Below are 25,816 nucleotides of genomic sequence, written 5' to 3' on the forward strand. Positions count from 1 at the left end.
TTGCGTAGTATCATGCAATCCTTACGGAGAGAGAAAGGCTAAAAAAACTAAATAGTAAATCCCGTCCTAACGTTTTCTCACCTTCTGTAGAACGGGAAAAATATTCACATCACCAAATCTCTTAAGTCCTTTGCGTCTTTGGCGGGTGAGGCACCAAAAAAACGACTATATTCTCGACTAAATTGAGAGACACTCTCGTAACCAACATCTAACGCGGCATCGGTAACAGAGTAACCACTAAACATCAAAAGTTTTCTCGCCTCCAACAGTCGTAACTGTTTTTGAAACTGAATCGGACTTAAACCAGTGATTGATTTGAATTGACGATGAAAGGTGGTAATGCCCATACAAGCTCTGTCTGCCAATTGTTCAATTTCAAATGAATTGATAAAATTTTGACGCACCCACTGGATTGTTTGGTGGATACTCGATTCTTTATCTCGTGATTGGAAGAGTTGCCGGAGTCGCCATCCATCGGGACCGATGAGAGCATGATATAATATCTCCCTTTCGTAGACGGGAGCGAGCGCAGGAATGTGTTCTGGAGTTTTGAGAAGCCTAAGCATTCGTAGGCATGACTCCAAAAAGCCAGGTGTGGCAGGACAGGCTGAAAATTCACTAGAACCATTTCTCAAATTTATATTGTTAGGTGGGATATCATTGAGTAAGTCCAATAACACTGTTTGATCTAACTGTATCCCAACGGATAGGTAAGGCAAACCATTCTCTCCTTGTCTTACAAATCCCGTCGCAGGCATTTCAGTAGGGATCACAAAGTAAGAAGGTGCCTCAAGATGAATCACTTGAGTACCTATGGAGATCGTTTTTCCTCCCTGCAAGACAAGCCCAATGATCGGTTCATATATAGCAGCAAGTTGATGGGCTGGCACTTCCCCTTTGATGATGAGCACTCTCGGTAATTCTGTCTTTGTTGGTTCGGTTGTTGCCTTTCCACAAAGTTCAATCATCTCAGTCAGTATTTCTTTCACCATTCGATCATAGCACAAATGATCCTTTTAGGCATTTATTTGATTCAAAATCTTCATTTTTTTAGCAAATGTAGCCCTAATTTTTTCCACATTGGCAGTTTTAGGCAAACAAATGGCACGATCCGATCTTGTGAAAGTTCTCCAGATCCGCTATGGTAAGAACCAGGAAAACAAAGGAATAGGAGAAGATTATGAAAATAGCAATCATCACTGGTGGAAGTAATGGTATTGGCAAAGCAACGGCACTGGAGCTCGGCAAACGAGGTGTAGGTGTGATCCTCACTTACAATTCTTACAAAGATCGAGCCGAATCTGTAGTGAGTGAAATTGAGAAAAACCCAGGAGTGCGTGCTGTTGCTCTGAAGTTGGATCTCACAAAAAAAGAGACATTTGCAAAGTTCGCAGAAGATGTAAAAAGTAAACTCTCTGAGATTTGGAACCGAAACAGTTTTGATTACTTAGTGAATAACGGTGGCATCGGTGGACCAATGACATTCACAGACTTAACAGATGAATACTTCGAACAAATTCTCAATACCAATTACAAAGGCCCAATATTCTTATCACAGAAACTTGTTAGTTTTATGGAAGATAACGGTGCCATTGTCAATACCTCAAGTTCATCCAGTAGTAAAGCATTTGTAGGATATTCAATCTATGGATCTCTAAAAGCAGCACTTTCTACATGGAGTCGTTATATGGCAAATGAGTTAGCTCCTCGCAGAATCCGTGTTAATACAGTATCTCCTGGCCCAACTCATAGCAATTTTGGAGACGGGGTATTTGATAAATATCCAGAGTACATCAAACCTTTGGCCGATCAAACTGCCTTTGGCCGTATTGGATTACCAGAAGATATTGGAAAAGTCATTGTGAATTTACTCTCTGATGATTTCGGATGGGTCACAGCGCAAGACATTGAAGTATCCGGAGGACATTTACTTTAAGACGTTGTTCGACCTATAAAAATAAAATGCTGTTACAAAATATATTTTCGCCCGGTTCCGAATGCCGGGTTTGAAATTAATAAAATGGCGACTAGGAGCAAAAATTTTTCCATAACACTTGCGTTTTGTTTTCTGATAAAGACATTTCTATTTGCATTCCAACAATCAATATCTTTTCTACTTGAATGATTTCTGCTTCCATACACAAATTAAGAAAATACCAACTTTGGTTTCAATATTATTATTTATAAGGTTTACTATATGTCAAAAAGCAAATTCGAACAGTCATTAGAGAATGGACCTCACAACCAATTACAAAACCTGCTCGGCATTTGGAGCGGAAAAACAAAAACCTGGTTTGAAAAAGATGTTTTAGCAGATGAATCCGATGTTGGAGCAACTATCACCAGTTTGCTGGAAGGAAGATTTATTTCTATAGATTATCACAGTAGTTTGGAAGGGAAACCGTTCGTGGGAAAAATGATCCTTGGTTTCGACATTCCCTACCAAAAATTTACAAGCTCCTGGATTGATAGTTTCCACATGGGAACACAAATTATGTTATCCAGTGGTGATGCCACGGAGAACGGATTTTCTGTAACAGGTTCTTATGGAAACCCTGAGTATGGTGACAAACTTTGGGGTTGGAGGACCGAGATTCAATTCATCAGTGACAAAGAATTTTCTTTGACCGCGTTTAATATTTCTCCCGAAGGAGAAGAGGCTAAGGCTACGGAGACATTTTATAAAAGAGTTGGGTGATGGGGAACTGAATCCATTTATCGAATATATCGGTAAACAATTGATTCACTCATTAGAATTGATGGTCCGTGGTGAAAAAAGTCTAGCCAACCACTGACTTCAAGGTTTGAAAAATACGTAACAGGTAAGATCTCAATTTAATTTAGGCTTACTCAAGATTTTTCAACTTCCAAAAATGCTTTCTAAAATTTCTTCATACTCTTTAAATATCTTAGTCTGATTATTTTTTAATGTATAGGGGGAAGGTCCATTTTGATCCATATATAAAAATAAGGATGTTGCGATCTCATGATGGTGTCTAATTTCAATCGCCTTTTCAAAGAGATTGGAATACCATTTGTCTTTGGTTAACTTACGAATCTCGTCTTTTCTAACATTGTCAAAATGTTTTTTACTCGTAGGATCTGTATAAGCATTATTAAATAGTATCGGCAAAACTTCAGGTCCACCACCTTTTCTCTCTATCCAAACTTCTGGGATAAATTTATCTATAACTTGTACTGCATTATGAATTGCTTGCGCAGCTTGATAGTTAACGGGGATTAATACCGCATCCGAAACGGAAACACCAATTTTACTGAAGAAACTCCAGTTTGTCGGACAATCGATGAGTATATAATCAAAATTCCCCGTTGTTACCGTCTTTCCCACTCCTCCTTTATTATTGTAAATAGAGACTATAAGTGGTGTTTTTTTATTCTGATAACTCGATGGTTTTTTTAGAATTTTTTTGAGAAGAGAAATTGTTTTGTCTGTATCATTTTCTAAGTTTAGAATTGCCGTGAATGGAAATATAACTTTGTTTTTCCGTTGGAATACCTGCGCATTTTTTCCATTGATTAGGAGTCCATACGGAACACCGGACAAACTATCTGAATTCATATAAGTGAAGAGTTGAAACTTTGCCTCTAAATAAGATTTCGCACTAGGGTCAGATAAATTGACTGTATTTGATTTTGCCTCAATGGCAAGATAAGGATTTTGATCCACGTAACAGATAAAATCTGCCTCTCCAACTCCTTTCAAAGTAATTTTGTCTTTGAAATTCTCACCCGTGTAACCTAGGTGATGGATCAGGGGCACAATGAGGCGAGTTTCAACTTCAGATTCACGTCCACCTTGCCTCAAGGAACGGATGATGGCAGTAAACTCACTTTCTTTTTTTGGCGGCATTGTATCTCCAAAAAGATGTTTCCTTTTCGTTTTTCATTGAAGTTGGCGAGATTCAACTATGAAAATGGAAATTTAAAAAAACTCAAGTACATATTGATTTTCCATTCGTGCGTTCCCAATCTCTACTAACAGTAGTCATTCTACTAAAACAGGGCCAGGCTCCTCCGGGGTGCGCTAACGCTCCCGTCCCCCACCATCTAACGATGGCAGGTGACCAAGCCCTCCGTATCCTTAACGCTTAGCATTGGGGTATAAATTTAAGCACTAGTCCAAATACTAATTTTGTCTACCTTCAATGATTTGTAACAAAATTACGATTGCAATTCCCATCCTTCGATCTAGTGAATTGGCATTATCGGAAGAAAAGTCTATATTGAATTGAGGAACAAAAGGATTGAAAGTTTGTTGCAAAACTCCCACCTGATTCTTGTTTAATGTAATGAAAAATTTTTGAGGAATTAAATTGGTTAAAAAACGACGGAGAATCGCCTTAAACATACTATCTTCATCAATAGAACCAACCACTTGGTCTTTTGTATCCAGTATTTCCCAAGAATCTTTTAGTATAGATTTAAAACCTTTTCTACGAAGGGATCCAATTGCCTCATTCGAAGTGACATCTACCACATCGTAAATCGCAGAAAAATCGATTACGCTACGTGCTTTTATTTTTAAGAGTTCTTTTGTTTTGGTTTCATCTGCATAAACCGTAATATCTTCTTTTAATTTAAAAGCTTTCTGTTTTACGAAAAAGAGAAGGTTGTTTTTGTTCTCATCAAAAATACGAATTTCACCACCAAAGATTTTCAAAAAACTCTTTTTAGCAAAATATTTGTTAAATGTGTACTGCTGCATAGGCCACGATTGTATCAAAACCTTACCAAACTCAAGTCAAAAAATAATTCAAATTTGCAGTCCAATATTGCAAAACCTCCAAAAAATGCTTTACAAATTTAAACGAACGGTCGTACTTTTATTTATGAGCAAAGGTGAGGACACAAAATCTGCGATTTTGGAAAAGGCTGTCCAGGTGGCCAGTGTCCAAGGATTACAAGGACTCACCATTGGAACCTTAGCCGATGAATTGGGGATGTCCAAAAGCGGACTCTTTGCCAAATTTGCTTCCAAAGAAAACCTACAAATCGAAGTGCTGAGAGTGGGAAGTGAACTCTTTCGAAGAAATGTAGTTTATCCTGCACTGAAAACCAGACCAGGGCTACAAAGACTCAAAACTGCGTTTCAGATGTGGTTGTCATGGGCCAATACTTCGGAACTACCTGGGGGATGTTTGTTTTTATCCTCTAGTTCTGAGTTTGATGATAGGCCCGGCGTTGTCCGAGATCATTTACAAAAAACGCAACTCAGTTGGCAAAAGACTCTAAAACAATTTGTTCAAGATGCAAAAGACACTTTAGAGTTAGATGCAAATACAAATGTCGATAAGATGGTGCAAGAAATTTGGGGACTCATTTTGGCCTTTCATTTTTATAACAGACTTTTAGAAGACAAAAATTGCGAAAAAAGAACCAAACAAAGTTTTAACGAATTAATCAAACGATTTCAGAATGAAGATTAGAAGAATTAACAGGAAAAGAGGAATTAGTAATGACTACAAATAGCACGATCGTTCGTACTTTAAATAGAACCTACCCTATCCCCATGGAAGAAAAATGGGCCTTTGCTAAAAGAAAACCCATGTTTTTTGGTTATGTGGCGGCACAGTATTTTCTATCCACTCAGAAACAAAAAACATCACGCAAAGAAATGGATCTGTTGGCACTCGCAGAACAAAAAGAATTTCAAGAGAATGAACATCGCATCCAATACTTTCATTGGAAGGGAGAAGGAAAAACTATTCTTCTCGTTCATGGTTGGAATGGAAATACGGGAAATTTTTCGAGAATAGTCCCTGCTCTTTTGGAAGAAGGTTACAATGTGTTTGGAATCGATTTGCCTGGACATGGACTTTCTTCTGGTCGTTATTCGAATATTGTTCTTTCAGCAAAGATGGTGCGTAGGCTTGTCGCAGACATTGGTAATCCTGATTTTATCATCACCCATTCATTTGGTGGGGCAGTAGCAACCGTAGCACAAGAATTAGGTGTTATTGCGAGTAAGTTAGTTTATATTGCACCACCCTTACGATTGGAAATCTTAAGAAAGAGTTTCAGTGAATACTACCAGCTGACTGAAGAGGAACAAGAATCCATGCGTATCCTATTGGAACGAAAGGTGAAACAACCATTGAGTAGTTTAGATTTAGGAGCTGCAGGTCCTAAGTTTAACAACTCACTTCTTGTCATTCATGATGAAGATGATGTGGAAATTCCATTTTCTATGGGCCTTGCTGTTTCCAAAGCATGGAAAAAATCTAAGTTAGTACCAACAAAAGGTCTCGGCCACAAAATGATTTTGCGAACCGAGAGTGTTAAAGAAGAAATTCTAAACTTTTTAAAAGAGGATTAAGTATCTAAAGGCCAGAGTTAAGAACTAACTCTGGCTCATGGATGCCAATTTATTGGCTTCATCTTTAATCATTTCAATATGTTCTTCTAGATCTTTTGAGGCACGACTGATTTCGTTGACCTCCATTTCTAATTGAACAATTCCTTTGGATGCTTCTTTTTGTCCAAGTAACTGTTCTTTGGTGGATTCGGAAATTTGTTTGGATAGTTCTCGAATTTGCCCTAGTTCCAACAAAATGGCAGATAAAGTATTTCTTTGTTCCAAATACAATTGGTTCATGTCTTGGATGGCAACCAATGTTTGGTTCAATCGATCAATTTGAGATTTTGCCAATTCCCCTGTGTTTTTGGATGCATTTCTAGCATTGGCTATGATTTCTTTGGAACTTTTGACAACGATGGAAATTCGTTTTACGTTGTTTTTGGTAAACTCAGCAAGTTTACTCACTTCATTGGCAACAACGGCAAAGCCCTTTCCAACATCGCCGGCTCTTGCTGCTTCAATTGATGCATTTAACGCAAGTAGGTTAGTCTTTTCACCAATTTCTGCAACTATGTTATTGATCTCATTGACTTGGTCAAATGAAGATTGAATGGCTTCTAAATGGGCCGCTGTTTGGTCCGCCACTTCAGTAACAGACATACTTTCTTTTTTATTGATCTCAGCTATTTCAACTAATCGTTCACTTTGAACAAGGATTTGGTCTACCGTTTCTTTTAATATCTCGGTATCGGATACCATTCCTTGGACTTTGTTATTTTGCTCCTCAATAGAAGACCCGTTGGATTCAAAAGAACTAGAAAGTTCGGAAATGACTGCGGTGATTTCTTCTAAGGATGCCGCTTGCGATTCGAGTTTCACAGAAGTTTGTGAAACAAAGTTACTAAAATTGGTAATAGAACTTTCTAGTTTGACTGCGGCATTGGCAGAAATTTTATTTCGTTCTTTGGTTTGATTTAGAAGAAGTTCTGCTTCATCTGCTTTGATCTGGGCGAGAGTACTAATCTTTGTTAGAAGTTGAACAAGCAAACTAACAATGTACCCAGCGATCATAATAAAAACTGGTTTTAGGACTTCACCTGCCATACCGACATAACCTAACTGGCGGGACAACTCAGGGTCTACAGAAAGTTTGATTCCTGAAATAGTCACTGCACAATACAAGGCAATTGCTGAAGTAGTGGCACCAATAAATGAGTTTAATAGAACAAACTTACGATCGCCTAAAAATCCGGAATAAATGGCATTAAAGAAGAAGATAAAATAAACCGCTGCATTTGCCAGTGCTGCCTGGGCCTCTTTTAAACTTAAAGTGCAGTCCAGAATGATGGTGCCACCGAGGACTAGAGTATCGAATAGAATTAAGAGTTTATGAAACCAAGTAGGTGGGTTGGTTTTTCTTTCTAAGACATAAGCAACGGCACAGTAAAATCCCATGGTGCAAGTTCCCACCATGTGGATCACAAACATCTTTGGTTGGAACTCGTCCTTTGCCCCAATCATGGCCAGAAGGAATAAAAGAACCAATCCAAATCTGATTCTGTTGATTATAATTTTCCCTTGTTTCCAAAGATCTGCAATTGTTAACACTAAATACCCTCTATTCAATGAAATCACCGGAATGGCGATTAGGTGCAATATTTTATTGGTCTTACTTCATCTACGAATCAAAATCTAAGGAAATCATCTGCATTTTTCACTTTTTTCTACGAAACTTAGATTTTTAATTGTGAACAGTACTTTACCGATGTAATTAAAAAGATTCCTCATTCATGGAAGAGATTTATGACAACTGGATATTCAGGAAAGCCACTCGTGGAAAAATTGGGGATCAAAGAAAATATGATCCTTCATCTGATCAATCTCCCCTCAAAAGATTTTATCAAAGACTGGGGAACTTTTCCCAAACAAGTCCAAATCCTAGACAAACCAAAGTCCGGATTAGACATGATTCACTTCTTTACAGTTTCATCGAAAGAGTATCGTCAAAAATTACCTAAACTTATGAGCTGGATTAAACCAGCAGGAATGATTTGGATTTCTTGGCCGAAAAAAACTTCAAAGATTCCATCCGATATGAATGAAAATCTAATCCGAGATTTTGCACTGGAACTGGGACTTGTCGATATTAAAGTTTGTGCTGTGGATGAGGTTTGGTCCGGACTGAAATTGGTTATCCGTAAAGAAAATCGGTAGGAAAAGAAATTTAGTACTTTATAAATATCTAATATTTACACCTGACCAGAATTAAGTCACATAAAGCTAAAGTAAAAAAACTTACTTTAGAAAATCTGAAAAAAGACCATATTCTTTGAATACCTTCATAAAGCATTCGTACTTATCCGAAGATATAGTTAGATGGTAAAAATGCAGATTCCTCAAAAATCTAAAAAGAAAGAGGATAGAAAGATTTAGTACAAATCGTCCTAATATGTGGTTTGACAAATCCGATTCAAAGATCATGAAATATGATTCTATTTATTTTTGCTAGGAAAAGAAAAAATGAAATTTAATAGCCTAAAGACTGTAATTGTCGCTTTGAGTGTGGCCGTGATTATGGTCCTTGCCTTAGGAATCTCCTCGTTTGCTTACATCATAGGCAAATCCTACATTGTAGATGCTTATATCGGAGAAATGAAAAACGTCGCAAGGCTTTCCGGCAAACAGATCCAGAATTTTTTTGATCAACAATTTCTTTTGGCAGAATTTACTGCCACTAACCCCGAATTTGCCGAACGTTGCATCAAAAAAGATCGTAAGTATCTAGACCCTCTCCTTGCTAATTTGAGCCAAAAATTCGGGGTCTATGAAAATGTTTTTTTATCTACAGCAGAAGAGAATCCGATAGTTTTTTCCGATGCAACGGGCAAAGCCATCGGATTTCGTTGGGGTAACACGGGTTTCGATGAAAATATAAAAGCCGTTCTGCAAGGAAAACCTCTCTTAAGTAAAGTAAACCGTTCCCCAGTCACTCAAGAACCAGTTGCAGTCTTAACAATGCCTGTATTCCAAGGCAAACAAGTTGTGGCGATCTTTGCATTTGCAGTTTCTTTAAACCAACTCACAGATGAAGTTGTGAGGGATGTTCGGATTGGAAAAGAAGGTTTTGTTGCCATCACTGACAGAGAAGGCCAAGTCATTGGACATCCCGATAAATCCTTAATCTTAAAACTGGATCTTAAAAAACTAGACTGGGGAAAAAAGTTACTCGAGTTAAAATCAGATGAGCACATGGAATATTTTTTCGGCAGAGAAAAGATTGCAACAGTATATGATTTAAACCAATACAACATTCGGTTGGCAACGATTGCTTCCAAAGGAGAGATTCTAACCGTTGTTCATGATATGTTGTTAAAAATTGGAATTTTTGCCATAGTTATATTGAGTATTTCCATTTTTGCACTTTCTCGACTCATCACACAAAGACTAAAACCTATTTCGGGCCTTCGTGACCTCTTTAAAAAAATGTCTACGGGAGACCTAAGCCAATCATTAAAAATCACACACGATGATGAAATTGGTGAGCTCAGTGGAGATACAAATTCCTTTTTAGTAAGTCTTAGAAAAATTGTTTCCGAGATTCAATTTATATCGCAAGAACTTGCCTCCAGTGCGGGCCAACTTTCATCCAGTTCAGATAGTTTTTCGGGAGGGGCACAAGCAACGGCTGCATCCACCGAACAGATGTCAGCCACGGTAGAAGAAATGTCTGCCAGTATGGAAAACATCACTGGTTCTATCGATATCCAACACAATAACATCTCCCAATTTCGAAATAAAATCCAAGAGTTAGCGAATAGCGTCAAACAAGTTGCAGACGAAATCAATCATACCCTCAATCGCATGAAGTCGATTTCTAACCAAGCTAAAGAAGGGGAACAATCGCTTACCGGTATGAATGATATGATTAGCAATATATTGAAATCATCAGATGAGATGAAGGCAATCATTGCGATCATTAATGAAATTTCAGACCAGACACAACTTTTAGCACTAAATGCGGCGATTGAAGCGGCTCGTGCGGGAGACGCGGGAAGAGGATTTGCTGTTGTAGCGGAAGAGATCTCTAAACTTTCCATCCGAACCGCATCTTCGATCAAATCCATTTCAGAAATGATCAATAAAAACTCAAAAGAGTTGGACGGTGGTGCAAAAAGTATCCAGTCTTCGACATCCCTCATCCAAGAGATCATTAAAAGTATCAATGATGTTTCCAGGGCAATGGATTCCCTCTATAGCATCATGGGTTCTCAAGCGGAAATCAACCCATCGGTTTTGGAAAACTCTGGCATTGTCAAAGACGAATCGGACCAAATCAAAGTCGCTGCAGACGAACAAAGAGGTGCTGTAAGGGAGATTACCGATGTGATCACACAAATCAATGAACATACCATCAATACAGCTGCGGGCGCAGAAGAGATGTCCTCATCAGCAAAAAATCTCTCGAACACAGCCGACAAACTGAAAGGGATTTGCGACCAATTCCAATTGTGACCTACTAGCGGAAGGGATCGTAGCGGAAATCCTTTCCTTAGGAAAGATTGAAGCGTAGAGCCCGGTCCGTGTAAGCGGATCCGCCCCCGTAGAATCGTGATGATTCTGTAACAAAATATCCTTCCAATTATGACAAACCCAGTTTTTGGCAAAAAAATGTATAAAAACTGGGCGACTTCTGGCCTTGTAACCAATTTGTAACATTCCTGTCATCCAATCCCAACAGTACTTCAATACGTTTGTAACTAGACTGAAACATTGAATCGGAGGTTCGCTTCCGTTTGTAATAAATCCAAATCAGTCGTAACCAACTGCGAATGAAGACTATCTCAAAAGCCATCTTGGCCATTCTATTCTTTGTAAGGGCCGTTTCTGCTGAATCAGAACCTTCCCAAACCAAGGAACAGGTCCCGGCGGGCACAACCCCCACAGAAGCCAAAGAACACAAAAAAGAATCAAAAGAGCCACAAGCGAAAGTATACCGAGAACTCTATGAGGATTCAGAATCGGGCCAAATTTTTACAAAACCGGGTCCTAACCGAGTGAAGGTGGATTACAACCGTCCCCTAAATGGAAATACAACTACCCTACCCGACGCCTTTGCCCATAGACCAGATGATACTGCTAAAGAAAAACTGACGATCACAGGTCGTATGCAGTTTCGGGGCGTTTCTGGTTCGGAAGATTCTCTCTTCAATAATGGACATCGTGATTTTAATACGGTCGATTGGAACTTTAGAAGACTTCGATTGGGTGCTCAATACGAAAACGATTGGTGGGGTGCCAACATCCAACTTCGTTTAGAAAACATGTTGAACAGACCCGACGTAGTTCAAACAACAAATACATTAAACTATTTGGATGCAAACGGAAGACCGGCTACAACAACTTATGTAACCAACACAAGAATGAAGGATAATCGCGGTTATATCCATGAAGCCTTCGCTTATGCAAAAATTCCTTACGGTGGATTACGATTTGTGTTTGGACAATTGCCAACTCAATTCAGTAGAGAGTATTTACAATCCTCTGCTAACTTTGTGACTTTAGAACGAAGTATGATTGTGAATGCCATTCCTCAGTTTGATAACGGTGTGATGATCCAGGCAACTCCTTTGAAAGAGATTGATCATAAATGGGAAAGATACCTACAAGTTTCCCTTATGGTGAGTAACGGAAAAGGGGGCGGTGGAGACTACGGAACGGGAAGACGACAAGACCTAACAACCGCTAATCGATATGGCACAGTGAACACTTCTCCTATCTACTATGCACGGGCTCAAGTGAATGTGTTTGGTGGACTCAAACGAGAGTCTGATGGTAAGATGGTGAACTGGCAAGAGGGAGAAGAAATTTTTCAACGTGAGTTGAAATGGTCTGTGGGTGCAGGTTATGTGCAGACACAGAATTTGATTACCCCAGCACTCTATGTTCCAGAATACACACCTGGCACAACGAGTGGAATCCAATTACTCACTGCCCAAGGATCCAATCCAGACCGCGGTAGTTTGGATGCCAATGGAAATCCTAATTTTTTAGTTCAAAACTCTATTCCTACTTTGGGTAGACCGAAAATGGGGCTTATCGGACATACTTATGATAGTACCTTTACTTACAAAGGTTTCTATTTATCCGGCGCCTATACCACATTTGGTGGAGCTGCTTCCAATGATTTATTTGGATATCATGGAACAGTAGGTTATAACATTCCTATTTTGGATAAATACCACATCATGCCTGTTTTGAAGTATGAATACATCCAAGGTGATTTCAATCGGAATGGGAAAGTAGATCCAACGGACTCTTTACGAGTGTATTGGGCGGGTTTAAATCTTTTCGGCGATAAACACCACTTTAAAGCCCAATTGTATTACCAAGTTCTTGGTAATCAATTTGATGTGAATCCCAACACCGGAAATGCAATGCCAATTGATGACAGAAGAGTTTACCTACAATTTCAGGCAAACTTTTGGACCGGAGTTGTTTCTCCTGAAGCTTATAGCTATAGACCCAACTAAGAGGAAAACATGAACTTAAAAATTAATGTAATGATACGATTCTTTATGATTCTAGTGGTTTCGATCTTTCTTGGGAATTGCCAATCCAAAGAACAGAACCGGGAAGCGATCTCATCCCTTGTGATCAACAATTTGCTGAATGGTGTGGCTGATCGGAACAAATCATTGGTGGTGATGGAAGTTGCTGATCTTGGTGGTTCGTATACAGGAACTTGTTATGATACCTTCCAATTAAATGGAGGCAATGTTGGTTCCACAGCTTACTTTAACACACCACCCGGTGGTGCAGGTGGCACTCTTAATACCAATATCAAAAAGTATGCAGTATCCACTTCCTCTTGTTCTGATTTAGGATTTGCCAGTGGAACTAATTTTGGTTCTACATCACAAAGACCAAACCCTAATGATGTGTTCACTTTTAAAATGTTTACTTGTGATCCAAATAACAATCCTTGCGCAAAATCTGCGATCACAGCAGCGGGATTTTGATTGGATTGAATATATAGTTTGTATTGAGATTCCCTTCACAAAAGGATAAAATCACTATCCTTTTGTGAATTTTGTAAGGATCTCAACTTAGTTTTTGAATCGAATCTACTTGGAAAAAAAGTTAGTGTTCAGAAATAACTTACCCTCCTCTATCGTTTCCCTCAAAAAAAGATAGAACCTAATTTTCCTTAGAAGAAGATAACGTCCTGCGAACCATCTTTTTATCAAAGATGTGTTCTTTATTGGATACGTTTTGTTCTATAGGAATCAAAAAGGATGAATTATAATAACGACTACCAAATCGTTTTAGGTCTTGTTTTGGCACTGATGATCTTCGGTGTTGCATTAGAACTTAGGTTCATTGCTTTTAAAGCGGTACTACAACGTCCAATCTCTGCTTTAGCAGGACTCATAGGTCAGACTATATTTTTACCTTGGATCACACTTCTCATAACATTGTTCCTCGACCTACCCGCAGGAATTGAACTGGGTATGTTGTTAGTTGCTGCAAGTCCAGGAGGCAACTTATCCAATATCATTACTCATTTGGCCCATGGAAATACGGCTCTGTCTGTGAGTATGACCGCAGTCTCCAGTGCTTTTGCCATTATCACTTTACCACTTAACTTTACCATGACGGCAAATTTGAATCCTGTCACTCAAGCAATGATTTCTGGAACGGGAGAATTGCATATCGATAGTATAATGATCATTAAAGGTCTTGTGATCCTTCTTTTGTTTCCTTTGGCTCTTGGAATGTTAATTGGAAATTTTGCCACAAAAGTAGCTCACAAAATCACTCCCTTTTTCAAACGAATCTCTTCGATTGCTTTTCTTGTGTTTGTTGTTGTGGCCGTTGGCGGAAACTGGAAAGTATTTTTAGACAATATGGGATTTATTTTCCTTATCGTTGTCTTCCATAATTTGGTAGCTCTTACGATTGGCAATTTAATTGCTAGAGCTTTTCGCCAAGATCCTTACAATCGACGGGCCATTACCATTGAAGTGGGAATGCAAAACTCGGGCCTTGCTCTCGGCCTAATTCTGACACAGTTTCAAGCAGAACCAAACATGGCTTTGGTGGCTGCATTTTGGGGGATTTGGCATATTGTTTCGGGACTGTTACTGGTTCTGTATTGGCGAAAGTTTTCACCCCAAGAAGGAACTTAAACTTGAGAATATTTATCACTGGTGGTGCCGGATACATTGGCACCTCGCTGATCCAACATATAACAAAATCTTATCCAAATTGGAAAATTCTGACAACCGATATCAAACCACTAAAAGGATTAGATGGTATATCCAATCTAGAATTTCAGATTTTAGACATTAGCAACCGTGACGAAGTAATAAAGATAATTCAAAATTGGAAACCCAACTCCATAGTTCACTTAGCTTCCATTTTAAACCCACCGCCAGGGATGAGTGAAGAAACCCAGCATAAAATTGATGTGGAAGGCACAAGGAACGTGTTAGACGGTGCAGTTCGAGCCAATACAGAACAAATCATCATCACAAGTTCTGGCGCAGCTTATGGATATCATAAAGAAAATCGAGATTGGATTGAAGAAACAGATCCCATCCGTGGGCACTCTGCTTTTGCTTACTCTAGGCACAAAAAGGAGGTGGAAGAAATTCTTTCTGAATACCGCCTCCAATACCCTGGCTTAAAACAACTGATTTTAAGACCAGGAACCATTTTAGGTGCATCGGTGAACAACCTAATCACTGATATGTTCCGAAAGCCATTGGTCTTTGGGATCTTGGGATACAAAAGCCCCTTTGTATTTATTTGGGATGAAGATGTGATTCAAATCATCATAAAAGGAATTTTAGAAAAAAAAGAAGGGCAGTTCAATCTTGCGGGGGATGGTGCACTGACTTTAAAAGAAATTAGTTCTATGATTGGTAAACCCTACGTTGCCATTCCCGCATTTATTTTACAATCGATACTCTTTCTTTTGCGAATCTTCCGGCTGACTCAATATGGTCCGGACCAAATCGATTTTTTACGTTATAGACCTGTTCTATCCAACAAACAATTAAAAGGTGGATTTGGATATACACCAAAATTCACATCCAAAGAAACATTCATTTTATATTTAAAAGCCAAAGGAGTTCCCTATCATGAAAACTAAACTAATCCTCTTTCTAATGTTTATCACCTATTTACCGTTAATTGCCATTGAGATAGAAGTGAAAGATACTTCGGGAAAACCTTTAGATTTAGTTATGGTCACTGTCAAAGCCGAAAAACCACAAGTGGCTCCGAGAGATGACCATGGATATCCACCCGAAGGTTTGGTTTTTAACATCACACCAGAAGTGACTATGTTTACCAATCCCAATGGAAGGGTGCAAGTTCCCTTTTCTTATGCGCCCTCTGTGATTGTTCGCCTGCGCAAAATTGGATTCAAAGACCAAAACCTTCGTGCTTTTCCTTCTGGATCGAGCCAGTCCTTTCGGATGGAGAAGGTAGTGGATATGAATGCACTTGTTAGTCAATACCCTTCCAATAGTTGGGTGGCCGCTTTAGATTTTGGGGAAGATAAGGATTTAAGAAAAACCTATCTCGAACAATGCGGGTTTTGTCACCAACAAGGAAGTTTTTTTATGCGTCGGGCTTTTACGGAAGGAGATTGGGAAGAGATCATCAATCGTATGATGGGGTATGGGGCAAGGCCTCATGGCAAGGCCAAAAAAAAACTCCCAGGCCTTCTTTCGCATGCTTATGTAGATTTGCTCAAACATCCTGAACGTGTGAAACCAGGACGTATCTGGGGAAAAGAATTACATGGAGCTGTGATTCGGGAATGGCCGATGGGTGATAGTTTTTCTCAGATGCATGACCTTTTGTATCATAAAAAAACAGGCCTTGTGTATGTTGGTGACAATATCCAAGACAGACTTTGGGAAATTGATACTAACACCGGTAAAACGGTAGTGTATAAAGTTCCGAAACAACCAGATGACGAACTGGGAGGCCTTCTTCCTGGAAGGTTACGTTCCTTCCAAAAACATGAAACCTATGTGGGTCTACATTCCCTAGCAGAGTCACCAGTGGATGGGCATATATTCATTACACCGTCTTTACAAAAACGCATCACCGAGTTTGATCCTGTGACAAAAAAATTTACTGACCATGTATTTGCTGATGGATTGTATCCTCATACCGTTCGTATTGATGAAGAAGATCGAGTTTGGTTTACATTGGCACTTTCGAACCAAGTGGGAATGTTTGACCGCAAAAAAAATACATTCAAAAATTATACTCTTCCTGCAAGAACTACTAAAGAAAGTTTTAGTTTATGGATCAGTGGGTTCATTGTGAAACTGATGAACTGGGGATTTCCAATGCATTTATTACCTGTGGACGAACGAGTGAGTGGGATGCCCCTTCCTTATGGTATCGATATCGCACCTAACGGCAATGTATGGTTTACACGTTTGCATGCGGATACAATTGGTGTGATTAATCCGAAAGATGATAGTTTTCAATTGATAGAAACTCCGTTCCAAGGACCAAGGCGTCTACGAATTGATAAAGACAATCATATTTGGATTTCTGCCTTTCCTGAAGGTGCCATCGCTAAATACACTCCCGAAGACGGAAAATTCAAACTCTATCCATTACCCACTGCCGTGGATGGAGTTGAGACACCCTACTCTCTCAATGTTGACCGACAAAGAAATCTTGTTTGGGTAAATGGGACTTCGTCTGACAACCTCATGGCAATGGATATCAAAACCGAAGAATGGAAAGTATATCCTATGAGTCGAAAAGTTACATTCACGCGGGATGTAGAATTTGGACCGGATGGAAAAGCTTATACCTGCAATGGGGCTTTTCCCAGTTGGCATATTGAAGATGGACAACCTACATTAATGGAAATTAAACAATCAAAATGAATTCAAAAGAAAACTTTAGCGAAGGCCAAATCATTCGATTTTTGGCTGCATCTTTTTTAGGATTTTTAGCAGGTCACCTAACAAATTATAGTGTTATTTTGTATGCACAAGACGTTTGGAATGCAGATGCACTTGCAGGATTAGGATTTGGTTTGTGTTTTGGAGTTCCACTCCTCCTTGGTTGGTTTGCAGGTGCGTGGTGTGATTCTTATTCTCCCCAAAAATTGGCGCAGGCTGCCCACCTATCGTTTTTAGTTTCTTTGGGTTTGTTGCATTTATCTTCTCGATTGCAAGGAGAGGTATCTGTCATTATTTATCTATTAGGTGCTGCTTTTGCCGGAATCGGCTGGTCGGTCCTTGCTCCTGCTCGTATGTCCCTACTCGGAAGACTTGCGGGCGAACGTCAGGTAAAGTTGGCCGTTGTCTTCAATATCCTTGTAATGCTTGGATTTGGGGCTGCACCTCCCATCCTTGCCTTTTGTCGAAAGATTAATTCTTGGGAAATGGTCCACCAAACGGGAGCTACACTCTTTCTGATTGCGATGATTCTCCTTGTCGGAATCCAAACAAAAGGTCTTGGAAAATCTTCATCAGCATGGGATCGAATTTTGAGAGGGGTATCTTATGCAAAAAATCATCCTCTCCTCAAACAAACCTTACTATTTTCCATTGTGATCTATTGTTCCATGGGCCCAGTACAAGTCATGATGCCACGGTTTGCCAAAGGAGTTTTGGAATTAGGAGAATTGGAACGAGGTTTCTTTCTCGGTGGACTCGCTCTTGCCTTGTTAGTTGGTGGTGGAGTTTCTTTAAAATTAGCAAAAATTATTGGTTATGGTAAGATGATATTCCTTTCTGGCCTTTTTTGCGGTTTGGGATTTTTTGGAATTGGATTTAGTTCAGTTGTATGGGTCTCAGTTTTATTTTTACTTTTTAGCGGGTTTGGTGCAGGGGCTAGTATTAGTCTCATCGTTGCAATACTGCAATCAGAAGTGACTACAGAGTATAGAGGGAGGCTCGTGAGTTTGTATACCATCACAAGCCAAGTAGTGCCTGCGGTATCTGGTTTATTGTCTGGGTTATTGCTTGTAAAAGTTCCCATTACAACGGCAGTCATCACTGCGGGAGCTACAATCACTCTGATTGTGGTTTTAAGCACAATCAGATTAGATACTCTTAGGAACTATGAACGTTAATTCATTACCACTGCTGGTACATTTGTTCGGCAAAACCAGCAAGGTCTTTTACTTCTAATTTTGTTCCATTGTCCAACACCACATAACCGTTGTAATGACCAAAAGCTTTATTCAAATAAGCTTCTGTTTTGAGGAGGTCTAAAATTTCAGAAAAAGTAAAGTTTTGGTACAATTGTTTTAAAAATCCAATCATTCCCATTAAATCAATGTCTGAATGTAAAAGATAAACGGGCGTAAACTCTAATTCCAACCGACCTTCGTTGCTTGAAAACTTCCAAGGTTTTTTGTAATCTGTGACATCATACTTCCAAGTGACTTTATCGAGTTTATGGACTTTACCTTTGTAAACAATTCCATTCTCAGTGGCATTGTTTGGGATTCCAAAACCATAGCCCAAATTCAAACTGAGTAATTCCCCTTGCACAAGACCTGCACCAGCAGCCCACAGCCATTTGTTTTTTTCGGGCCACGTCCCTCTTCCCCAATCAAGCACCGCATAACTTTTGTCATTAAACTCGTAAGTTACGTTGTTGTATTGGATGGAACCTTTACAAAGTAAACTAGGCATTTTGTATTCATAAAAAAAAGTAGATTCTGAAAATGGAGTGATGACAGCCAGGGCTTCTGGTGCTTTTTCTACTAACTCAAAATTTCCTTTAATGAACTCAGAATGAGTATCTCCAATGATGGAGTATTCTATGGTTCTTTTATCTTTTAGTTTTATGATTCGAATGAACTGATCCCCTTTTTTGAATTCGATCGGATCCGTTGTATTGGTCGGAAAAAAGATTTCTCCAGGTCTCACTAGTTCTGTTTTGGAAAAAAGAACTTTGCCGGTAGCAAACTCTAAAAGTTCAATACTACCCATTGCTAAATTTCCAATATCAGTGATGGTCACAGCTCCACCGAATTTTTCGTTATAAAATGTATAATGTTCCCAACGTTTGTATCGTTTTGGATCGGCTTTAATAAAAGATTCATTGATTTGAAAATGAGGGTATCTGGACCAACCAGAGACATTTAATTTTCCATCTGCCAATAAAAGTGGAATCGAACTTTTGATTTCCTTTTGGCTGGTAGGATTGGAACCAGGTTCCGGAATTTGGACGATGGTTTTTCCGTGTTGGTCTACAATTTGACCAGGTTCTAATTTAGCATTAGAACAATTGAATATGCAAAAACTAAGGAAAATTATTCCTAAAACGTTTAGCAGTTGCGGTTTGATTTGAAACATAAATGTTCTCCAAAAAAATAAATCCTATATTAAGAGTCACTCAAAGTCAATAACTCTTGAGATTGGAATCTAATTTGTTCCACATACTGTTCTAAATTTCTGGAGGCATCCGAAATTTGGCTCACCTCGTCTTCTAAAGCAAGGATTCCTTTATTCACTTCTGTTTGCCCCGAAATTTGTTCTTTGGTACTTAAAGATATTTGTGAGGACAAATCATTGATTTCATTCAGACGACCCAGGGTATCAAAAATAATTCCTTTTTGTTTTTCAAAAAGTACGTGCATATAACTTACTTTTTCAGTTGTTATTTCTAATTTTTGAATTTGATTTGTAGTTAAATTCCCTGTTTGTGCAGATACTTCAGCAGCATTGAATATAAACTTTCGCGAATTCCCCACGACCTCGGAAATGATCTTTGCATTTGTTGCGGTGAAATCTGCAAGTTTACTCACTTCACTAGCAACCACAGCAAATCCCCTGCCTACGTCTCCAGCTCGTGCGGCTTCAATGGATGCATTTAGGGAAAGTAGGTTTGTTTTCTCTCCAATTTCTGCGACAATCTGATTGATTTCATCTACTTTATCAAAAGAGGATTTTATAGAAGATAAATATTCACTCGTACGTTTGGATACGACTGCAATTTCAGTAGTATCTTTTTTGTTTTCGTTCGCAAGCGAAATCAACTCTTGGTTAATGGAACTTATTGTAGCGACCAATTGATTGAGATCATTCGATCCTGAAAATAAATCTGTAATTTTTATATTTTGATCATTTATGATTTTTGCATTGGACTCGAACGAAGAAAAAAGTTCCGTGTTGATTGCTGTCACTTGCTCTAAAGATGCCGCTTGAGATTCTAATCTTTCTGCTGTCTGGGATATATAGTTTCCACAACTTTGAATGGAAGATTCTAAATTTTTGGCAGCACCTTGTACCAAATTTTTCTGTTGGACTGACTTTAAAAATAATTCCTCAGATTCTTTTGCTTTCTCAATTCCTTTATCACTGATTCGAATCAAAAGGGCAATTAGCCTAGAAAGTAAAACACCACTTACGATTATAAATATCCCTTTAATAATCTCAGCAGAAGTTCCCACATACCCTGTTTGGATATACAAAGTAGGATCTTCAGTAGGAATTAATCCACCGTAAGAGATGGAAATAAAATATGATAAAAATACTCCCATTCCCGCCAAACATCCATTAAATAAAACAAAACCTGGGTTTCCCAGAAAACCAGAATAGATCAAATAAAAATACACAACCAATAAGACTGCGGTATTGCTTAAAGCAGACTTTGCTTCCATGGGACCCATACTACAATCAATGGATGTATTAATTAAATGGATTCCTATGTCTAAGATAATGAGTAACTTATGAAACCAATCGGGAGGGTTGCCGATCCTCAGCCAAAAAAAACATAGAGTGGCATAAACTCCCATAATCAATGTTCCAGTCAGATGGATCGCAAACATTGCGGGAGGCATACTTTCTCTTGCTCCAACCAATGCGAAAAAGAAGATAAAAAATAAAACAATCCTGATTCGATTGACTGTTACTTTACCATTTTGCCAAAGGCCCTCAATGCTCATTGTTAATTTCCGGTAAAAACTGGTTTGCGATGATTTGAGAAACTATCCAACGCTTCTTTTAAATCGGAAGAATCTAAAATCTTCGACTGCAATTCGATCTCTAATTCCAAACTTTGCTCTAAAGGAATTTTATCTCCTTGTCTGATAATTTGTTTGGTAATTGCTATGGTTTTCGGAGGTAAGGACTTAAATTTATTTGCAAATTGTTTTACAGACTCATCTAATTTTTCTTGTGGAACTACTTTTGTTACTAAATTCAGTTGGAGAGCTTTTTCTGGATTAAATTTTTCACCTAACAGAACAAGTTCATTTGTCGCTGCAATGCCAGCATTTCGAGTGATCCTGTTTGTTCCCATAAGAACCGTTAAACCTAATTTTACCAAAGGAATTGAGAAAACTGATTTTTCACTGGCAATTCTAAAGTCACAACATTGGCCTAACATAAACCCACCACCCATACAAAATCCTTGGAGTTTTGCTATTGTAGGTTTTGAAATATTCTCAAATGTTGTAAAACAACTCTGCATCTCTCGCATATTTGTCTTGAATTCTTCTGCACTGATTTCAGCTGCTTTACTTAAAATATCAATATTTACTCCAGAAGAAAAATGTTTTCCTGCACCTTGCAAAATGATGGCCCAAACTTCATTATTTTCCTCTAGTTCTTTACTAATTTTCTTTAGTTCAAAAAGCGATTCCATATTCATTACATTCAAATCATTGGTATGTAATGTAATGGTTGCAATTCGATCTTCAATTTCTATATTCCATGATTGATACGTGTTCATCCAAAATCCGCCTATTTGCGATACATAGATTCTATTTCGTTATGATACTTTTCTTGAACTCGATTTCGTTTTACTTTTTGTGTTTGAGTCAATTCATCATGCACAACAAAGGGATTTTGTAAGATATAAACATTGGTAATCCGTTCAAAAGACTTAAACCCATTTTTATCGGAGACAAATCTTTTGACTTCTTCCTTCACTAACTTCTGTAAATGTTCATTTTCATTGTAGAGACAATTGTTTAAATCCAGAGAAATAGAATGCAATTCCAAGTAAGACTGTACTTTATCAAAATTTAGTAATATTAAAGCCGCTAATGATTTTTTATCTTGTCCCACAACAACTGCTTGGTCTATATATTCACTTTGTTTCAAACAAATTTCGATAGGCTCTGGTTCTACATTTTCGCCTCCAGAAAGTACAATTGTGTCTTTAGCTCGTCCCGCAAACTTCAATGTTCCTTGGGCAGTATAAACAAGTAAGTCACCAGAATTTAGCCAACGATCAGCAGTTAATACTGCTTTTGTTTTTTCTTCTTCTAAGTAATACCCTTTCATATTATGAAATCCATGATGATGAGCGACACCTTTGATTCCAGGTTTAGTAACTTCCTTTCCAAACTCATCAATGAGTTTGATTGAGACTCCATTGATTGGTTTCCCAACATTACCCACCGAAAAGTCATTATAATGTCTTATCGTCGAAACACCCGAGTTCTCCGTCATCCCATAGACTTCTAAAATAGGCATACCGATCGCATACATAAATCGATCCACTTCTGCTTGCAAAGCTCCCGCACCAGCGAAGGCATATCGCAATCTACCACCTAATACTGATAATATTTTCGCTAGAACTAATTTCGAAATAGGGAGTAGAGGAAGGTAAATGATTAATTGAATGAAATGAAGAATTTGTGATAAAATCTGAAAAATGGTTTTAGGAGAATTTAACCTCGGAATTCTATCAAAGGCAAGGTCATAACAAATGGAAAAATTAACTGAATTCCAAACAAGTAATTTCAGAAAATACTTTTTGAAAACATTACTTTTGTTAATTGTATCTTTGATTTTGTCATAAAAACTTTCCCAAACACGCGGAACCGTAAATAATATTGTTGGTTTTGCTTTCGCTAAATCCTTTCCAAGTTCAGGAACTGTTGTGAACGCAATTTTGATACCGGAATAAAAACAGATGGTTTCAAAAATTCTCTCACCACTATGCCAAGGAGGAAGAAACCCTAAAGTCACATCACCTTCACCAACATGAACTCCTGTTTTTCGAAATTCTGCTACAAGTGAATTGATTTCGAAAAGAATACTTCCATGGGTAAGCATCACACCTTTTGGTTTTCCTGTTGTGCCAGAAGTATAAATGATTGTCGCTAAATCTTCTTCCTGGATTTGTTTCCCTCTGGAATGAAATTTATCTTCGTCAATGGAAGAACCTACTTTTCTTAAGTCCGAAAAGTTTAAGATAGGAAATCCTAACTCAGTATTTTCACTCCTATGATCTCCAAATAAAACGACGGTTTCTATTTGTAGTTTTTTTAGTTCAGGTAAAAATTTGAGTAAAGCTTTTTCATTTTCAATAAAGACAATCTTACATTCCGCATGAGTTAAAATATAACTGATATCATCTAAGGTTGCATCTGTTCCCCGAGGAACATCGACACATCCAATATTTGTAACTGCCATACTCACTTGTAACCATTGGTGTCCCACATCAGCAATGATTCCAATTCTGTCCCCAGTCTTTGTGTTTAGGTAGAGTAAACCTTTTGACAATCCTTCCACAGAAGAAACAAAATCATTATACTTAACGTCATGATACTCTTTCTTGTTATCTTTATAACTCTGAACAGGAAGATCGCCATACAAACGTCTTCCTTCTTGCACTAAGTGATACAAAGTTTTCTTTTCTAAATGGGGAACCTTCATACTTCTTCCTAAATGTTTATATTCATGTGGTTTAATAAAATTTTATCTTTAATTTTCTGCGGTAAAAAACGATTTAATCCCAAAAAGAATGTACTCATAAAATCAACTTGATTGAATAACTTTGGTTTATTAGAAACAATTACTTTTACAATTCTTTCTGCAGCTTGTTTTGGATTAGTGGCTGTTCTAATCAAATCATTGTCTCGATTGATAAAACGAACACAACGATCATAATAGGGTGATTCCTTTTCCGGTAATTTTTGTGCTTTGGCTGCGAAGTTTGTAGATACTTGGGCCGGTTGGATCATAGCCACTTGGATCCCGAAAGGAGTTACTTCATAACGTAAGGAAGATACCATTCCTTCAATGGCAAATTTAGTCGCTGAGTAAATGGACTCAAAAGGAAAAGGAACTTGGCCCACGAGTGATGACATAACTATAATTTTTCCTTTCTTTGCAACACGCATAGAAGGAAGGAACGCTTGCAATAGTCTTGCACATCCCATAACATTGATATCAAAACATTGTAATGCCTTGTTCAAATCAACTTCTTCAAATGGACCAAAAAAACCAATTCCAACATTGGATACGACTGTATCTACGTTACCGAATTTTTTTAAAACAGTATCTTTGAATTTTATTAGTTTGTCTGAGTCAGTGATACTCAATGGCTCTAAATGAAACTTTGCATTTAACTTTGATAATTCATCAGAAAGACTATCTAAATATTTTTTTTCAATATCAAATCCGCAAATGGTGTACCCTTCTGTCGCTAACATGAGAGACACTTCTCTGCCCATTCCCTGTGCAATTCCGCTAATTACAATTACCTTACTCATTTTTTTCTCCTTTAGAAAAATATTTCATTTTTAAAATAGAACTTTTAAAATCTGGATATTTTAAACTATAACCAACGGATTTAAGTTTTCGATTATCCATATAATAATCGTTATATAAATATTTGATTGCATCAAATTCTAAATCAGGAATCTTCCCTCTGAGTTTTGCAATTGGTGCTTCCAATTTCGCCAAAACTTTAAGAAGTCCCAGAGGAATGTGTATTTTATTAATCTTCGATCCAAATGCTTCGGCGGCTAAGTCCAAAGCTTCTTCCAAAGTTGGATGACTATTATCTGCTAAATTAAAAATCCCACCAAATACCGTTTCCCTTTCAGACAAATAAATAGCGGCAGATGCTACATCTTCCACTCTAACATTCGCTAACCTTTGTTTTCCATTTCCAGGAATCCCGGCGATCTTTCCATGTCTTGAAAATACTTTTCCTGCACCATCGTTACAACCAGGACCATAAACTGTGCAAGGCCTTAAAATGACTGTATTCAGCCCCTTTCGTATTTTATTTAGTACAATCTGTTCGCCATCATATTTACTCTTTCCGTAAGCATCTAAAGGATTACAAAGATCGGTTTCTTGAAATGGAGATCCATTATATGTTCCATAAACACTCGAAGAACTAAAATGAATATATGCTTTTACTTTATTTTCTAGTGCAAAATTAGTAATTTTATCAACTGCATTCACGTTGATGGGTTTTAATGTTTCATAAGGAGTGCTTAAATTACAAATTCCTGCTACATGAAATACACGATCCACCCCAGCAAATAAAGCTCGAAGTTCTTCCTCTTTCCGAATATCAGATTTAACAAATTCAATATTCGAATTCTTTAAAGTTAGGATTCGATCATTCCGTAAATCCGTAACACGAATTTTTAAAGATGGATCCTTTGAGAGCTCTTTTAAAAGTTCAAAGCCAATAAAGCCATTCGCACCTGTAACTAAAGTTGTAGCTGTAAATTTCATA

Annotated in this window: 22 protein-coding genes; 12 read left to right on the top strand and 10 right to left on the bottom strand. The window is 38.0% G+C overall.

The window, feature by feature from the left end; translation table 11 throughout:
- Nucleotides 1-104: 104 nt before the first annotated feature.
- On the bottom strand, nt 105-968 hold the full coding sequence (locus tag LEP1GSC195_RS13640; RefSeq protein WP_015681045.1) for an AraC family transcriptional regulator: 864 nt from the start codon (nt 966-968) through the stop codon (nt 105-107).
- Between the two features lie 212 nt (nt 969-1,180).
- Here LEP1GSC195_RS13640 and LEP1GSC195_RS13645 point away from each other — a divergent pair, with 212 nt between their 5' ends.
- Together LEP1GSC195_RS13645 and LEP1GSC195_RS13650 are read left to right on the top strand one after the other, a co-directional pair.
- Nucleotides 1,181-1,936, top strand: coding sequence for an SDR family NAD(P)-dependent oxidoreductase (locus LEP1GSC195_RS13645; RefSeq protein WP_015682592.1), 756 nt, complete (start codon nt 1,181-1,183; stop codon nt 1,934-1,936).
- 261 nt (nt 1,937-2,197) lie between these two features.
- Nucleotides 2,198-2,698 (top strand): DUF1579 domain-containing protein, encoded by a 501-nt coding sequence (locus tag LEP1GSC195_RS13650; protein WP_015682446.1) that lies wholly within the window; start codon nt 2,198-2,200, stop codon nt 2,696-2,698.
- Between the two features lie 162 nt (nt 2,699-2,860).
- On the opposite strand, the gene LEP1GSC195_RS13655 is transcribed toward LEP1GSC195_RS13650, so the two are convergent.
- Both LEP1GSC195_RS13655 and LEP1GSC195_RS13660 read right to left on the bottom strand, forming a co-directional pair.
- The gene (locus LEP1GSC195_RS13655) at nt 2,861-3,871 is read right to left on the bottom strand and encodes a type I restriction enzyme HsdR N-terminal domain-containing protein (protein WP_015681644.1); all 1,011 of its coding nucleotides are present in this window, start codon (nt 3,869-3,871) and stop codon (nt 2,861-2,863) included.
- A 276-nt stretch (nt 3,872-4,147) separates the two neighbouring features.
- Nucleotides 4,148-4,726: a hypothetical protein gene (locus LEP1GSC195_RS13660; protein WP_015681584.1), complete on the bottom strand. Its 579-nt coding sequence runs from the start codon at nt 4,724-4,726 to the stop codon at nt 4,148-4,150.
- A gap of 124 nt (nt 4,727-4,850) precedes the next feature.
- Between LEP1GSC195_RS13660 and LEP1GSC195_RS13665 the strand changes: the two genes are divergently transcribed.
- Together LEP1GSC195_RS13665 and LEP1GSC195_RS13670 are read left to right on the top strand one after the other, a co-directional pair.
- Complete coding sequence (locus LEP1GSC195_RS13665; RefSeq protein WP_015681166.1) at nt 4,851-5,447, top strand: TetR/AcrR family transcriptional regulator; 597 nt, start codon at nt 4,851-4,853, stop codon at nt 5,445-5,447.
- Nucleotides 5,448-5,476: 29 nt separating this feature from the next.
- A complete protein-coding gene (locus LEP1GSC195_RS13670) occupies nt 5,477-6,337 on the top strand; it encodes an alpha/beta hydrolase (protein WP_015681683.1) in 861 nt (286 codons plus the stop codon).
- A 24-nt stretch (nt 6,338-6,361) separates the two neighbouring features.
- Here the strand turns inward: LEP1GSC195_RS13670 and LEP1GSC195_RS13675 are convergent, their stop codons facing one another.
- Complete coding sequence (locus tag LEP1GSC195_RS13675) at nt 6,362-7,927, bottom strand: methyl-accepting chemotaxis protein (protein WP_015681964.1); 1,566 nt, start codon at nt 7,925-7,927, stop codon at nt 6,362-6,364.
- Between the two features lie 195 nt (nt 7,928-8,122).
- On the opposite strand from LEP1GSC195_RS13675, the gene LEP1GSC195_RS13680 reads away from it, so the two are divergent.
- The 8 genes from LEP1GSC195_RS13680 to LEP1GSC195_RS13715 all read left to right on the top strand — a co-directional run bounded on the left by LEP1GSC195_RS13680 (nt 8,123) and on the right by LEP1GSC195_RS13715 (nt 18,443).
- Complete coding sequence (locus LEP1GSC195_RS13680) at nt 8,123-8,533, top strand: hypothetical protein (RefSeq protein WP_015680974.1); 411 nt, start codon at nt 8,123-8,125, stop codon at nt 8,531-8,533.
- 306 nt (nt 8,534-8,839) lie between these two features.
- Entirely contained in the window at nt 8,840-10,831 is a 1,992-nt protein-coding gene (locus LEP1GSC195_RS13685; RefSeq protein ID WP_015681611.1) for a methyl-accepting chemotaxis protein, read from the top strand.
- Nucleotides 10,832-11,148: 317 nt separating this feature from the next.
- Nucleotides 11,149-12,849 carry a porin gene (locus LEP1GSC195_RS13690; protein ID WP_015681673.1) on the top strand — a complete coding sequence of 567 codons (1,701 nt, stop codon included), beginning with the start codon at nt 11,149-11,151 and terminating at the stop codon, nt 12,847-12,849.
- A 9-nt stretch (nt 12,850-12,858) separates the two neighbouring features.
- Nucleotides 12,859-13,338: an LA_3150 family lipoprotein gene (locus tag LEP1GSC195_RS13695; RefSeq protein ID WP_015682277.1), complete on the top strand. Its 480-nt coding sequence runs from the start codon at nt 12,859-12,861 to the stop codon at nt 13,336-13,338.
- 276 nt (nt 13,339-13,614) lie between these two features.
- Nucleotides 13,615-14,508 carry a bile acid:sodium symporter family protein gene (locus LEP1GSC195_RS13700; protein ID WP_015681322.1) on the top strand — a complete coding sequence of 298 codons (894 nt, stop codon included), beginning with the start codon at nt 13,615-13,617 and terminating at the stop codon, nt 14,506-14,508.
- 2 nt (nt 14,509-14,510) lie between these two features.
- Entirely contained in the window at nt 14,511-15,476 is a 966-nt protein-coding gene (locus tag LEP1GSC195_RS13705) for an NAD-dependent epimerase/dehydratase family protein (RefSeq protein WP_015682752.1), read from the top strand.
- Nucleotides 15,466-17,247: a Vgb family protein gene (locus LEP1GSC195_RS13710; protein WP_015682105.1), complete on the top strand. Its 1,782-nt coding sequence runs from the start codon at nt 15,466-15,468 to the stop codon at nt 17,245-17,247. Before LEP1GSC195_RS13705 ends, LEP1GSC195_RS13710 begins: the two co-directional genes overlap by 11 nt.
- On the top strand, nt 17,244-18,443 hold the full coding sequence (locus LEP1GSC195_RS13715; protein ID WP_015680604.1) for an MFS transporter: 1,200 nt from the start codon (nt 17,244-17,246) through the stop codon (nt 18,441-18,443). The genes LEP1GSC195_RS13710 and LEP1GSC195_RS13715 overlap by 4 nt, the downstream gene beginning before the upstream one ends.
- A gap of 4 nt (nt 18,444-18,447) precedes the next feature.
- On the opposite strand, the gene LEP1GSC195_RS13720 is transcribed toward LEP1GSC195_RS13715, so the two are convergent.
- Genes LEP1GSC195_RS13720 through LEP1GSC195_RS13745 form a run of 6 tightly spaced genes read right to left on the bottom strand, consistent with a single transcriptional unit; the run spans nt 18,448 to nt 25,815 of the window.
- Nucleotides 18,448-19,677 carry a DUF2804 domain-containing protein gene (locus tag LEP1GSC195_RS13720; protein WP_015682263.1) on the bottom strand — a complete coding sequence of 410 codons (1,230 nt, stop codon included), beginning with the start codon at nt 19,675-19,677 and terminating at the stop codon, nt 18,448-18,450.
- A 29-nt stretch (nt 19,678-19,706) separates the two neighbouring features.
- Nucleotides 19,707-21,269 carry a methyl-accepting chemotaxis protein gene (locus tag LEP1GSC195_RS13725; protein ID WP_015681573.1) on the bottom strand — a complete coding sequence of 521 codons (1,563 nt, stop codon included), beginning with the start codon at nt 21,267-21,269 and terminating at the stop codon, nt 19,707-19,709.
- A gap of 2 nt (nt 21,270-21,271) precedes the next feature.
- Nucleotides 21,272-22,057, bottom strand: coding sequence for an enoyl-CoA hydratase/isomerase family protein (locus tag LEP1GSC195_RS13730; RefSeq protein ID WP_015680929.1), 786 nt, complete (start codon nt 22,055-22,057; stop codon nt 21,272-21,274).
- Nucleotides 22,058-22,068: 11 nt separating this feature from the next.
- A complete protein-coding gene (locus tag LEP1GSC195_RS13735) occupies nt 22,069-23,994 on the bottom strand; it encodes an AMP-dependent synthetase/ligase (RefSeq protein WP_015680903.1) in 1,926 nt (641 codons plus the stop codon).
- A gap of 8 nt (nt 23,995-24,002) precedes the next feature.
- On the bottom strand, nt 24,003-24,833 hold the full coding sequence (locus tag LEP1GSC195_RS13740; RefSeq protein WP_015682713.1) for an SDR family NAD(P)-dependent oxidoreductase: 831 nt from the start codon (nt 24,831-24,833) through the stop codon (nt 24,003-24,005).
- Nucleotides 24,826-25,815: an NAD-dependent epimerase/dehydratase family protein gene (locus LEP1GSC195_RS13745; RefSeq protein ID WP_015681799.1), complete on the bottom strand. Its 990-nt coding sequence runs from the start codon at nt 25,813-25,815 to the stop codon at nt 24,826-24,828. Before LEP1GSC195_RS13745 ends, LEP1GSC195_RS13740 begins: the two co-directional genes overlap by 8 nt.
- Nucleotide 25,816 lies beyond the last annotated feature (1 nt).

It is taken from the genome of Leptospira wolbachii serovar Codice str. CDC, assembly GCF_000332515.2.
GTDB lineage: Bacteria > Spirochaetota > Leptospiria > Leptospirales > Leptospiraceae > Leptospira_A > Leptospira_A wolbachii.